10 protein-coding genes and 1 tRNA gene are annotated in these 13,142 nt (G+C 58.1%); 8 read left to right on the top strand and 3 right to left on the bottom strand.

The genetic code is table 11. From position 1 onward, the window contains the following. The first annotated feature begins 154 nt into the window (after positions 1 to 154). The 4 genes from ETAA8_RS05975 to ETAA8_RS05990 all read left to right on the top strand — a co-directional run bounded on the left by ETAA8_RS05975 (position 155) and on the right by ETAA8_RS05990 (position 3,164). Positions 155 to 835: an ABC transporter ATP-binding protein gene (locus ETAA8_RS05975; RefSeq protein WP_145086296.1), complete on the top strand. Its 681-nt coding sequence runs from the start codon at positions 155 to 157 to the stop codon at positions 833 to 835. Further along, positions 832 to 2,457: an ABC transporter permease gene (locus tag ETAA8_RS05980; RefSeq protein ID WP_145086299.1), complete on the top strand. Its 1,626-nt coding sequence runs from the start codon at positions 832 to 834 to the stop codon at positions 2,455 to 2,457. The genes ETAA8_RS05975 and ETAA8_RS05980 overlap by 4 nt, the downstream gene beginning before the upstream one ends. Before the next feature lie 199 nt (positions 2,458 to 2,656). Beyond that, positions 2,657 to 2,729 (top strand) — tRNA-Phe (locus tag ETAA8_RS05985). A gap of 114 nt (positions 2,730 to 2,843) precedes the next feature. After that, positions 2,844 to 3,164: a hypothetical protein gene (locus ETAA8_RS05990; protein WP_145086302.1), complete on the top strand. Its 321-nt coding sequence runs from the start codon at positions 2,844 to 2,846 to the stop codon at positions 3,162 to 3,164. A 624-nt stretch (positions 3,165 to 3,788) separates the two neighbouring features. Here ETAA8_RS05990 and ETAA8_RS05995 read toward each other — a convergent pair. The 3 genes from ETAA8_RS05995 to ETAA8_RS06005 form a co-directional block, all read right to left on the bottom strand. Continuing rightward, positions 3,789 to 4,913: a cupin domain-containing protein gene (locus ETAA8_RS05995; RefSeq protein ID WP_202921594.1), complete on the bottom strand. Its 1,125-nt coding sequence runs from the start codon at positions 4,911 to 4,913 to the stop codon at positions 3,789 to 3,791. A 68-nt stretch (positions 4,914 to 4,981) separates the two neighbouring features. After that, the gene (locus ETAA8_RS06000; protein WP_145086305.1) at positions 4,982 to 5,533 is read right to left on the bottom strand and encodes a Dps family protein; all 552 of its coding nucleotides are present in this window, start codon (positions 5,531 to 5,533) and stop codon (positions 4,982 to 4,984) included. Between the two features lie 61 nt (positions 5,534 to 5,594). Then, on the bottom strand, positions 5,595 to 6,566 hold the full coding sequence (locus ETAA8_RS06005; RefSeq protein ID WP_238397687.1) for an alpha/beta hydrolase: 972 nt from the start codon (positions 6,564 to 6,566) through the stop codon (positions 5,595 to 5,597). Between the two features lie 208 nt (positions 6,567 to 6,774). Between ETAA8_RS06005 and ETAA8_RS06010 the strand changes: the two genes are divergently transcribed. The 4 genes from ETAA8_RS06010 to ETAA8_RS06025 all read left to right on the top strand — a co-directional run bounded on the left by ETAA8_RS06010 (position 6,775) and on the right by ETAA8_RS06025 (position 13,062). Continuing rightward, positions 6,775 to 7,401: an RNA polymerase sigma factor gene (locus ETAA8_RS06010; RefSeq protein ID WP_145086312.1), complete on the top strand. Its 627-nt coding sequence runs from the start codon at positions 6,775 to 6,777 to the stop codon at positions 7,399 to 7,401. 19 nt (positions 7,402 to 7,420) lie between these two features. Then, positions 7,421 to 9,712 (top strand): serine/threonine-protein kinase, encoded by a 2,292-nt coding sequence (locus ETAA8_RS06015; RefSeq protein WP_145086315.1) that lies wholly within the window; start codon positions 7,421 to 7,423, stop codon positions 9,710 to 9,712. Positions 9,713 to 9,908: 196 nt separating this feature from the next. After that, a complete protein-coding gene (locus ETAA8_RS06020) occupies positions 9,909 to 11,465 on the top strand; it encodes an HlyD family secretion protein (protein ID WP_202921595.1) in 1,557 nt (518 codons plus the stop codon). After that, positions 11,458 to 13,062, top strand: coding sequence for a DHA2 family efflux MFS transporter permease subunit (locus tag ETAA8_RS06025; protein ID WP_145086319.1), 1,605 nt, complete (start codon positions 11,458 to 11,460; stop codon positions 13,060 to 13,062). Before ETAA8_RS06020 ends, ETAA8_RS06025 begins: the two co-directional genes overlap by 8 nt. The last annotated feature ends 80 nt before the right edge of the window (positions 13,063 to 13,142 follow it).

A 13,142-nucleotide genomic window follows, 5' to 3' on the forward strand; every position in this document is an offset into this window, starting at 1 on the left:
TGGGGAAACCGTGGGCCAAGCAAAAACATTCGAACCAACTTCCCTCGGCATCCGTACAATTCGAAGCGCCCTTTCGCAATTCAGTTGCGATTGCTAACGTGCAGTGAGTAGTGCCGGGACGCTCCCTCATTGATGCACCAACGCGGCAACGGACATGCTCGAACTCAAAAATGTCGGCAAATCCTACGATGAGCCAGGGGGCACCAAATTGCCGATCCTGGACATTCCGCACTTCCGTGTCGAAACGGGTGAGCAGCTTGTGTTGGTCGGCCGCAGCGGTTGCGGCAAGACCACGTTGCTCCATACGATTGCCGGCATCAGCCGGGCAGATCGGGGCGAAATCTGGCTCGATAAGATCAATCTCGCTTCGTTGTCGGAAGCAGGTGTCGACAAAGTTCGGGCTGCTAAAATCGGCTACGTTTTCCAAACGTTCAACTTACTCCCCGGCTTCACCGCCTACGAAAACGTGCTGCTCGGCATGACCTTCGCTCAGGGTCGCAAGGATCCGCCTCGCGCGCGGCACTTGCTCAAACGTGTGGGCCTCGAACATCGCAGCACGCACAAACCGAGCGCCCTGTCGGTTGGTGAGCAGCAGCGGGTTGCGGTCGCCCGAGCTTTGGCCAACAAGCCCAGCTTGCTGTTGGCCGACGAGCCGACGGCGAATATCGACCCGCGCAATCAGCAGATGATTATCGATTTGATTCGCGAGACTTGCCGCGAAGAAAACATCTCGCTCTTAATCGTAACGCACTCGCCGGAAGTTGCCCGCCAGTTCGACCGTGTCGTCAAACTGGAAGAAGTTAATTTGGCCAATCGCGAGGCGCTAAGTACATGAGCCTCTTCACCATCGCGTGGCGCAGCATTCAGCAACGGGGCGTCGCTTCGGCCCTGACCATGATCTCGATGGCCTTGGGCGTGATGCTCGTCGTTGCCGTGCTGACCGTGCATGGCGTGCTGTCGCGTTCGTTCGAGAGCAACGCCAGCCTTGGCTACAACATGATTGTCGGGGCGAAAGGCGGCCAAGAGCAATTGGTGCTCAACACGGTCTACTATCTCAGCCGACCGGTCGAGAACATTTCGTACGACTACTACCTGGAGTTTCACAAGCGCGACGCACGCGCGCTGATGCTGAAGGATTCGCTCCGCCTGCGCGGCCACAAGCAACTGTTCGAGACCGCCGAACTTGCCAACTTTGCGACCAGCAGCGGACTCGATGCACTTGCCTTGCAAGCGGCCTTCGCCAGTGAACAGCAGGTCGCCGCGCGGTGGACCGACCTCGAACGCAACGGCAAGTATGGGCCGCAGATCGACCTGGCGATTCCCGTCTGCCTGGGCGATTACTTTGGCAAGTTTCGCGTCGTCGGCACCACGCCGCAGTTCTTGGATGAATTGGTTTTTGATATCGAGCGCAATCGCAAATACGAGTTCGCCCAAGGGCGCAACTTTCAGCAGCGCAGTGCAGAGAACGGATATTTCGAAGCGGTTGTGGGCGCGAAGGTCGCTCGTGAAATGGACGTTCATCTAGGCGACAAAATTTCACCAGCGCATGGCGATCCGGAAGGGCATTTGCATGAGCGGAAGTTCACCGTCGTCGGCATTTTGAAATCGAGCGGCACACCCAACGACAGCGCGGTCTTCGTCAACATCGAAGGCTTCTACTTGATGGAAGACCACGCCAAGAGTGTCGAAGACACGCGTTCGGAGGAAACAAAGGCCGCCGAGAAAGTGCCGCTGACCGAAGAACAGATGAAGGAAGAGTTCCGCCGCCGGCAACAGCAAAAGCAACTGATTGAGCGCGAGGCTGATCCCGACCCACTGCCCGTCGAGCAACGAGAAGTGACTGCCATCTTGCTGAAGATGGACCCCAAGCAAGGAATTTTTGTGGAAGGGGCTGTCAACAAAGACAAGCTCAACGGCGCTCAAGCCGTTGCCCCGATCGCGGTGATCGTCGGCATGTTTGAAGGAATCGTCAAACCGATTCAGTGGACCCTGTTGATTTTGACTTCGATCATTTGCATTGTCTCTGGCATCAGCATTCTGGTGAGCATTTACAACTCGATGAGCGAGCGGCGGCATGAGATTGCCGTCATGCGCGCACTGGGCGCGGGGCGCGGCAAAGTGATGGCGATCATCCTGCTCGAAGCCACGTTGCTCTCGCTAGGCGGCTGCGCGATTGGCTGGGCGCTCGGGCACTTTGCTTGTTACTGGGCGAGCCCGACGATCGAAGAGCGAACCGGGGTCTTCATCGGCATGAACCTTTGGGGAGACCCGTTTTTCCACCCACTCGAATGGCTCTCCAGCGACTTCGCCAGCCGGAACGAACAACTCAACCAAAGCTTCAAACTCCCGGTCGAGCTGCTCATCGTCCCGGCGCTGGTTCTTCTCGCCATGTTGGTCGGCCTTTGGCCCGCCCTGAGTGCCTACCGCACCGACGTTGCTCGCTCTCTCGGCAAGTAGCGTTTTTGTTCTGTCCGCGTTCTCGGCTTCGGCCGATTTTTCGCCCATTTAGCTCGAAACGCGTGGCAGGCCATCGTCATCCGCAGCTGGCGACCCATTCTGCCTCGGGCAGCCACTCAAAACTCGCTCCCAGGAATGTGGCTTCAGGGCTTCCGAGATCGGAAACTGGTGATTAGAATTACGCGTCTCGCAGCTTCCTGGTCAGGTAGCTCAGTTGGTAGAGCAATGGACTGAAAATCCATGTGTCGCCGGTTCAACTCCGGCCCTGACCACTTACACAGTAACGACTTACGACGATTCCGAAATCGCTCAAAAGGCTTGTACCACCGATAACACAACCGCACCGACAGTAACCTATCTTCGGACTGTCATTCGGAGTTGTGGAAATGTCGAAAGTGCGACCGGACAAGCCTTACCCGGAATTCCTTCTTTCCGCGCATCCTCGCGGCACATGGTGTACGAAGCTTCGTGGGCGGCTGCCCTACTTCGACCCGTGGGTTGATTGGCAAGCGGAGCTCATTCTCTATCTTGAACAGCGCGACGACGTGCACGCCGGCAGGAACCCCAAACACATTAAGGGCGGGGTGACGCGGCGCTATGACCTCGACCACTTCCTATCGAGCAAGAAGAACGCCCACGCCACGGGCGAGTTGTCGGAATGGTCATTCCTTGAAGCGTGTTCCCCTCGAACTCGACAAGCCGGATAAAATCTGCCTTGCTTAGCAGCAGTTCGTCGCCGCCATCAGCGGCAGGAATCCACCGTTGCCCGTTTTCGGCAACATGCTTGAGGGCGTCGAACAGCTTCCCGTCTTTCTTATCCTTGATGCGTGGCGCCCGCTGGCGACAATAGCTTGCCGTTTAGCGTCCGTATCGAGCGCCGGCAGTCCAAGGCGGTCACACTGGGGCGGCAACGTCATGTTCAACAGCGAGTCAAGGAAAGGAGGGCCTCATTTTCTAACCCCTTCTCAAAACTACCCTCCGCCACAAGTTCGCCGGGGCTGAATGGTTCCATTTGGGCGTAGGCCATTCGAGTAGTTGCTGCGGCCCGACCCTTTCACGTCGGGCCATTTCTCACATGTGAACCGCGATTGTTGTCTCGCGTCGGCGCATCGGCTGAGCGCGAGTGACCGCTGAGAAGCGGCCAGGCGGGTACTTTTGCCGAAACACAAACGCCAAGAAGGTCGTGTGTCAGGTGACCTGCTACGGCGACCTGACACACAACCATTCAAAATTACGCTGACTTGGCGACGCTCTGCGGCGGGGAACTGAATACGCGAAATTACTTGTCAGGCCCATTCACACCGGCGACGAAGACGTCGCGATTGGGAAACTTATCGAACAGCGAGGCCGGCTTCGAAAAGTTTGTCGCCAAGATGTCGGTAGGGTTGCCGGCGATCCACTGAGTCAGATCGATGGTCTGATAGATGCCGGTGTTGAACCCAATCAGAATGCGGCAGGGGGTGCTGCCGACGTTTTCGATGGAGTGGCCATAGCCTTTGGGGAATGTAGCCCACATCTCCCTGTTCGAGAGTTTCGGTGCGGTAGCGGCCGTGCGAGCCGAACATGGTCACGCTGATGTTGCCGGTGATGACGTAGTGCCATTCATCGGCCGTCGGATGCCAGTGCAATTCGCGCAGGGCGCCTGGTTCAAGCTCAAGAATCACGCCGGAGATCGTGGTGGAGATGGGGAACGACGTCGAATCGACCGTCCATTCGCGGCCACCAGCGAACACGCGATGCGGAGGTTGCTTCATCATGGCGTACTTGTGGGTGAGCTTTGGCTTCTTCCAGCCCTGCAGCGGAACGGTCTGCTCGGTTGGTGGAACTTCGCCCTGGGCGAAATAAACCTCTTCCTGGGGCAGCCCTTCAAAGGCAGATTCAGGCAGGCCAAAATTCTTCGCGAGCAGTGCCTTTGGCGTATGTCCCAACCAATCCGTGATGCTGAAGGTGCCGAATTCGGAGAAGTAGCCGTTATCGAAAATCAGAATGAAGTGGCACGGCTTGTTTCCCAGGCATTCGAGCACGTGGCCATGTCCGCGAGGAAAGTACCACACATCGCCCGGCTCGAAATCGTTCGTCTCCGACGTGCCATCGGGGGCGATCACGGTTGTGCGGACCTGCCCTTCAAGCACAAAGGCCCACTCGGCAGCGGTCGCGTGCCAATGCAGTTCACGCATGGCTCCCGGTTCCAGTTGCATCGACACGCCGGCCAGCCCCTTCGAAATGGGCAGTTGCGTGACCGTCGCTTCTTTGCCGTAGCAGTTGCCAATGACTTTTCCCGTCGATTTATCCAGAGCGAACTTGAAGGTGGGGAGTTCCGGACCCGCGGTCACCGGATCGGGCACATTGTTCATGAAGCTGGTATCACCACCATCGCCATGCGGGGCGATGATTGGAGAAGCAAAGTCCAGCATGGTGACGCCCTCAGAAAACTCATGGTTTTGAAGTTGCGACATGGAAACACTCCGGCATGAAGGGGAAATTGGTTTAGGCTCTTTTGACGTTTGCTTACCGCTGTTCGACGCTACTCTTCGTTGCTCGAATTCACGTACGACATGGGTCCGGCCGATTCGAACAGGAACCACGTCCGACGTTCGGTCTCATCGATCCAGTTCTCGATCAAGCTGGCGGTCGCTACATCGTTGTGTTCATCGCAAACGGCGTGAGCGCTGCGGAGCAAACGCGTGAGGAGTTGGTTATCAGCTGTCAATTCGGCCAGCATGTCGCGCGGGGCGACAAAGTCCTCGTTGTTGTCGGGCAGCCGTCGGCTTCGCGCGATGTCGCCAATCGACCGCAGGGTGGTGCCGCCGATTTTGCGAGCCCGCTCGGCGATGTCGTCGGTCATCGCGAAGATCTGGTCCGACTGTTCATCGAGCAGCAAGTGATAGTCGCGGAAGTGCGAACCGCTCATGTGCCAATGAAAGTTCTTGGTCTTCACATAGAGCGTGAAGACGTCTGCGAGCAGCACGCGCAATTCGGCGGCGACCGCGGCGACTCCTTCCGGTGTGAGATCGGACGGTGTCGCCAGGGGCGATTTCGGTCGGTGGTTGGTGACTTCGGATTGTTTGGTAATCATTGCGATTCCCCTTCATACTTTGGGTTTGAACATCGGGACCAATTTCAACTTGCGAGGTTGCTCAACGCAGCCTTCGCTTGAGTTCATCCGCCACTTGCAGCAGCGAAGCACGTGTGGCCGGCGTTTGGCTGAGGGGGTTCAACAGTCCCCAGTCGTGAATCATGCCGCTGTAGCGGACGGCAATCACGTCGACTCCCGCGACGTCGAGTTTGCGGGCATATTCTTCGCCTTCGTCGCGGAGCACGTCGTTGCCGGCCGTTTGAATGAGCGCCGGAGGCAGTCCGCGCAGTTCGTCAGTCGTGGCTCGCAGCGGCGAGGCATAGATCTCAGAGCGCTCGACGGGGTCGGTCGTATAGCTGTCCCAGAACCACTTCATCATGTTGCTGGTCAAGAAGCGGTCGTTGCCGTACTTGTGATAAGACGAGGTCTCGAAGTAGGCATCGGTGACCGGCCACATCAGGGCCTGGAAGCAAATTTCAGGGCCGCCGCGGTCCTTAGCCATGAGTGCGACAACCGCGGCCATGTTGCCTCCGACGCTGTTGCCAACCACGGCGAGGCGGCTGCCGTCGACATGGATCGTGTGCCCGAACTCGGCCACCCACTTGGTTGCCGCGTATGCTTGCTCGATGGCCACGGGATATCGAGCTTCGGGCGAGCGCGTGTAGTTCACAAACACCGCTGCAGCGCCCGAAGATGCGACCAGGTCGCGAACGAATCGCTCGTGCGTAGGAAAGTCCCCGAGCACCCAGCCGCCGCCATGAAAGAACATAAAAGCCGGCACCGTCTTCTCGGAGCCGGCCGGTCGCACGATGGTCAAATCGAGCGGCTGACCGTCGTGGTGAATCGTCACCGACGAAACCCGTGCGGGTGGCAGGTCGAGAGGCAACGAAGTTTGCAGAGTGGTGAGCACCTGCCGAGCTTCGTGCGGCGAAAGCTCTTCCATCGGCGGGCCGCCGGCAGCGTTCACCTGTTTCAAAAAGGCTCGAACCCGATGGTCAATCGCTTCGTCAAAGGCTGGATCGATGGCTTGCATGACGATACCTTTCATTTCGGACTAAGGAGTGTTTATCGCTCTGCCTAGACTGAGCGTGAGTGGTGGACAGGCTTGAAACGTTTGCTGCCGTAGCTGGCCGGGAATGAAAATGGGGAGTGGGTAGTTCATTTCTCGCCACAACCGGTCTTGCCGTGTCCGACTCGCACGGGCGAAGATAGGGAGGAAGATAAAACTAGGAACTCGCGTGATGAATGAAGGCTGCACCACCATCGCCGTCCAGCGCTATTTGGGCGAGCTTGCTCGCCTAGACGGCTGCGAGCCAGCGGATCCGGTCATCCGAGCCCTGCTGGATAGCTCGGTTTCGAGATTGCACTTGCTCTGCAAATCGCTCTTGCTCCGCAGCTACCCTCGGCTGGCCCGGCCGCCTCTCAACCTCAATTCCGAGGAGATGCTGAGTACCGTGGTGGATCGACTCATGCGGGCGATGCGTGAAGTTCGGCCGACTTCCGTCCGCCAGTTCTTCGCATTGGCCAATCAACACATGCGGTGGGAGCTCAACGACCTAGCGCGTCGGTTGGACAGCCGCACGCCCGCGATCGAATATCAGGACGCGTTTGTGCCGGCAGGGGACATGAGCGAGTCTCAACTGACTCCCAACACGTTACGCATGCTGGAGGCAATCGAAGCGTTGCCTGAAGAAGAACGCGAGGTGTTCAGCCTGGTTCGCGTTCAGGGTATGACGCACGAGGATGTAGCCGATCTCTTAGAAGTATCGACGAAAACGGTTCAACGCCGGTTGAATCGCGGCCTGATGATTCTGGCGGACAGTCTGAACGACTTGAATCCCAGCCCGTCACCAAACGATACACCTTAAACTTTCGCCAAAGTTCTTCATGGTTCACGACGAGCGTATCGACGAGCTGGTTGAGGAAATCCTCGATTCGGACCGGACCCCTGAAGAGGTCTGTGCGGAGCTGCCGGAACTACTGCAGCAAGTTCACGACCGCTTGCGAAAAGTAAAAGCCGTTGCTGCCCAGGTCGACTCCATCTTTCCGTCGACGACCGCGCGCCTGAAGGCGATTTTCAAGTCGGAGTCGACCAAAGAGGTTTCCCTGCCGACCATTCCTGGATACGAAGTGCAGGCAGTGCTGGGACGCGGTGGCATGGGCATCGTCTATAAGGCGCGACACCTTAAGCTGAACCGCGTCGTGGCCCTGAAGATGTTGCTGACGGGATCGTACGCCAGTCCCACCCAACTTCTGCGTTTTGAACGGGAAGCTGAGTCGGTTGCGGCACTTCGACATGCGAATATTGTCCAGGTCTTTGACATCGGCGAATTTGAAGGGCTTCCGTACTTCACAATGGAGTACGTCGGTGGCGGAACTCTCTCGGAGCGGCTGAATGGCGTCATCCAGCCCGCGCGCGAGTCGGCGAAAGTGGTGCGCGATTTGGCCCGGGCCGTTCAAGTGGCGCACGACTGCGGAATCGTCCATCGCGATCTGAAGCCGGCGAATATTCTGCTGGCCGAGGGGGATGCACCCACAATCACCGATTTTGGGTTAGCCCGCTGGCTGGAACGAGACAGCGGCCTGACCAATACCGGCGCGCGGATGGGGACCCCCAGCTACATGGCTCCGGAGCAAATGACCGGCGCATCCAACTCGGCAGCTCCCGCCGTCGACATCTTTTCGCTCGGTGCTATCCTCTACGAAATGCTCACCGGCCGCCCGCCATTTCGAGGCGAGAACTTGTCGGATACGGAGCGCCGACTGACGACGGAGGAAGCGGTTTCGCCGGGACGCTTCAATCCGATGTTGCCGCGCGATCTTGTGACGATTTGCCTCAAATGTCTCGAGAAGGATCCGCGCTCTCGGTACTCTTCCGCGCAAGCGTTGGCGGACGATCTGGATCGGCTCTTGCGGCACGAGCCGATTCTGGCCCGCCCTGTCGCCCCCTTGGAACGCGGGGTTCGTTGGATTCGACGCAACCCCTTTCCCGCCGCGTTGGCATTCGCCTCGTTTTTAATGGTGGGTTTGATCAGCGGTCAGGCGATGCGGGAAATGGCGCAGGGCGCCGCCGACCGCGCTGAAAAGGCACGATTAACTTCTCGTTTCGAGTCGGGTATCGACCTGGCCGACTCGGGACGATTTGCCGAGGCCCGAGCGATTCTCGGCAAGCTGGGGGACGGCGGATTCACCGATCTGAGACAGCGAATCGATCGCGCTCGGAGTGATATGGAATTGGCCGAAAAGCTGGAAGCCATCGGCATCAAACGCTCCATGTCCCTTGTTGCTCCTGACTCGACCTGGCAACCCCATCGGCAAGCGGCCGCGGCCTATGAAGAGCTGTTTGCCCAATCGGGCCTCGGGAAGGTTGGCGACTCGCCAACGACGATTGCCGCGCATATCGGCATGTCAGATATCGAGCCCCCGCTCATTGCTGCGCTCGATGATTGGGCCGTGTGTGAGGCCGATGTTGCTCGCCGAAATTGGATCCTGCAAGTTCTGCAGCATGCCGATCCCGCCGGGCGAAGCGACTGGGAACGCCGCTGCCGTGATCCCGCCACGTGGAGCGATGGCGAAACGCTCGGTCGCTTGGCCGAGTCCGCCATTTCTGCTCGGCCGTCCGTGCAGCAACTGCGAGCCCTCGGAGATCGCTTGTCGGCCGCCAGTCTCGATGCGACCGCCTTTCGTTTACGTGTGCAGCAGCAGCATGTGGATGACTTTCTCGCCAATTTGTCATTGGCCGACGCGATTCGCCCCACCGACCCCAGGGAATCGATTCGCTACTATCAAGCTGCTCTCGCCATCCGTCCTGCATCGGCCACGGTACATAACAACCTGGCAGTCGCGTTGACGAACTTGGGCCGCTCCGAAGAGGCACGCCTGCAATACGAAGAATCGCTGCGGCTCGATCCAAATTCTGTGGCGTCTAGGGTCAATTTGGGTCTCGCACTGGCGAAGGAACGGCCGCAGGAGGCCATTCAGCTTCTGCAGCAGGCTATCAAACTGGACGGAAAACTCGCGCCTGCTCATCGGGTACTAGGAGAGATCTTTCTGCAGGAACAGCGCTTCTCGGAAGCGAAGGCCTCGCTGCAGACGTGCCTTTCGCTGCTAGAAGACAGCACCCAACGCGAGGAAATCGCCGAACTCCTCCAAAAACACTCAGCAAATCTCTTGCCGTAATCGCCTCCTGGGTTCCGGGCCGCGCGGTCCTGTGACCGCGGTCATTCTTGGTCAGATTGGTGGGAAAAATACGCACCCACCGAGATTGAAACCTGCACAAACGCTCAGTAATTCTCTTTGTGTCCAGGCCATCCGCTCAGTTGAAGCACAGGAGCGGGTTCGAAGACCGCTCCAATTCAACTGGGAGGGTCTTTCAATGAATCGTGACGATACCAGTCAGCTTGAGCAGCCGATTCCGCCGCGCGAGCCTCCTGCCATCAATCACCAGCCGCAGGTTGCGCCGCCAGATGCCCCTCAGCCGGAGACCGCCGCTTCGACAAGTCGGCACAGCGTCAGCCTGCAAAGCGTGTGGATGTATGTCGGAATCGCCGCGGCTGCTCTCCTCGCGGTCTGGGGTTCTTGGTCTCCGCTCAAGACGGCGTTCATTTCCGTATCGACGGACGATGCCTATGTGAACGGGCACGTGACTTTTTTGGCGCCGCGCGTGCCGGGACAGGTGACCAAAGTTTTGGTTGACAACAACTACCGTGTGAAGAAAGGCGACATCCTGGTCCAACTCGACCCAGAGCCTTATCGAATCGCGGTGGAGCAAAAACAAGCTGCTGTGGTGCTCGCAGAAGCTGATTTAGTCGCGGCGAATGCGCAGGTTCGCGCGCTCGTCGGTCAGACGCAGGCCGATCGATACGAGTTGGAGTATGTGATCGAGATGGTCGACAACAAAATCGCCGGCCTGCAAGCGAGCGTCGCAACCCACTCCAGCCGAAAGGCGGATATGGAACTCGCACGCATCAATCTTGTGCGAGCCGAAAAGTTGGTTACTTCAGGCGCCATCAGCCAACAGGAACTGGACGTTGATCGACAAACGTTCAAAGCGGACGAAGCCAATGTGGACGAAGCCCTGCAACTGGTTCGCGCTAACCGATCGGGACTGGGTTTGTCGCTCGAACCGCCAGAAGGCAAAGAGCTGAGCTACGTCCCAATGGACTTAGATCAAAGCTTCGCCACCGTTCGGGAAGCACTGGCGAAGTTTATCGAGAGTTCGGCTCAACTCGGATATGTTGCCCCCTCGATTGATACCTCGCCGAAGCACGTCCTTGCGGACTTCGACAAACAAGATGCGAGTGGGGATCTCGACCGGATTTACGCCGCCCTGATCCCGAACGCGCCGCCGATTCGACAGGCGGAAGCCAAGCTGCTGCAAGCGAAGCGTGATCTGGATCAAGCGAAATTGAACCTTCGCTATTGCACGGTGGTAAGCGATATCGACGGTGTGATCACGAGCCGCAACGTCAATCCCGGCAACAACGTTCAAGCCGGCCAGACCTTGATGGCGGTCCGCTCGTTGTCCGAAATCTGGATCGATGCCAATTTCAAAGAAACGCAATTGTCGTACCTGCGCATCGGCCAGCGAGCGGTGTGTGAGGTCGATATGTACGGCCGCAAGCAGGCGTTTGAGGGACGCATCACCGGCTTCACCATGGGTACCGGCCAAACCTTGGCGTTGCTCCCTCCGCAAAATGCGACGGGAAACTTCGTCAAGATCGTGCAGCGCCTGCCGGTTCGCATCGAACTCACCAACTACGACGCCGACCAATCGCCACTCTTTGTCGGACTGTCCGTCACTCCGTATGTCTATTTCAAGGAGCCTCCCAGCGGTCCCAATGCGGGGCAGTTCCTGCAACCGAACGCTCCTTTGCCACAAGGCTCCGTCGATCCGACACCGAGCACTTTGATGCGAGGGAATCATGAATAGCATTAAACTCGCACCCGCCGCTCGGCCAGCATTTAATCCCTGGCTCATCGCCTTCGCCGTTGTGATTCCCACGTTTATGGAAGTCCTCGATACGACCATTGCCAACGTGGCATTGAGATATATCGCGGGAGGTCTGTCGGTCGCCGAAACGGACAGCGAATGGGTCATTACGAGCTACTTGGCGGCCAACGCGCTTGTCTTATCCATTAGCGGCTGGCTGTCGGCGCGACTCGGCAGGCGTAACTACTTCCTGATCTCGATCGCGGTGTTCACCATTGCGTCCGGACTGTGCGGCATGGCGACCAGTCTCGGCCAAATCATTGCGTTCCGTATCCTCCAAGGATTCGCGGGAGGAGGGCTGCAGCCGTCCAGTCAGGCGATACTGATTGACAGTTTTCCGCCCGAAAAACAAGGCACAGCGATGTCCGTGTTCGGCATCGCCGCCCTAATAGGTCCCATTATCGGTCCGACGCTGGGAGGTTGGTTGGTCGTCAATTACGATTGGCGCTGGATCTTTTACATTAACGTGCCAGTCGGAATTGCGGCCTTTGCAGCGAGCCATTTTCTGGTTCGTGATCCTGAATATCTCCAAGCGGAACGACAATCGCTGCGGAAGAAACCGCTGAATTTCGACTTGATCGGCCTAGGACTACTGGCACTCGTTGTAGCCAGTTGGGAAATTCTCCTGAGCAAGGGTCAGGAATGGAACTGGCTGGAAGATCCATTCTGGCGGATCCAGACACTCGCGTCTGTCTTGACGTTTGGCCTGCTCCTGTTTGTGCTGCGCGAGTTGCGGAGCGCCAATCCGCTCCTGGATCTGCGGGTCTTAAAGGAGCGTAACCTGGCGGTGTCAGGCATCGTGCTGTTTTCCGCGTTTGCGGTTTTGTACGCGGCCAGCATCGCGCTGCCCGCCATGCTGCAAACACTATTCGGCTACGATGCTCTTTACGCGGGACTCGTTTTGTCTCCAGGCGGCATTTCGTCCATCACGATGCTCGTGATCGTGGGTGTGTTGCTGGGACGCGGCACCGATGCCCGCTATCTAATCGCAGCGGGATTGGTTGTCCTGGCCGTGTCGAACCTTTGGATGGCCTCTCTGAACATCGAGATCAGCCCGTGGCAAATCATCGGGCCGCGCATGGTACTGACCGCCGGACTCGGCTTGATCTTCGCGCCCATCAATGTCGCAGCTTATCTCTACATACCCAAAGACAAACGCGGGTCGGCCATCGCCCTCCTAAGCCTGCTTCGCAACGAGGGGGGAAGTGTCGGAACTTCCATGTCGCAAACGATTCAGCAACGGCGTGAGCAATTTCATCTGGCGAGGCTGAATGATTTTCTAGATCCGACGAATCCTCATGTGACGTCCTTTCAGGAACGCGCCAGCGCATTGTTCTATCAGACCAATGGCGACCACGTCGCCTCGCAGCTGATGTCTGTGAATGCCCTCGATGACCTGCGCCAGCAACAGGCTCTTTCCCTGGCCTACTTCGACGTTTTCTTTTTGGCCGGGGTGCTCGCGATCGTGTTGGTTCCCCTGGTGCTGCTGATGCGGCGGAGCGTGGCCGGCAAGGGGACGCATATCGCAGCGGACTAGCGCTGCGCGACCCGTGAATCGGCAGCCGGGTGTCCAGCGGATTCGCTTAGTTAATTGTTCGCGTGTTGCAGGGCAGTAGT

This window comes from Anatilimnocola aggregata (assembly GCF_007747655.1).
Lineage (GTDB): Bacteria > Planctomycetota > Planctomycetia > Pirellulales > Pirellulaceae > Anatilimnocola > Anatilimnocola aggregata.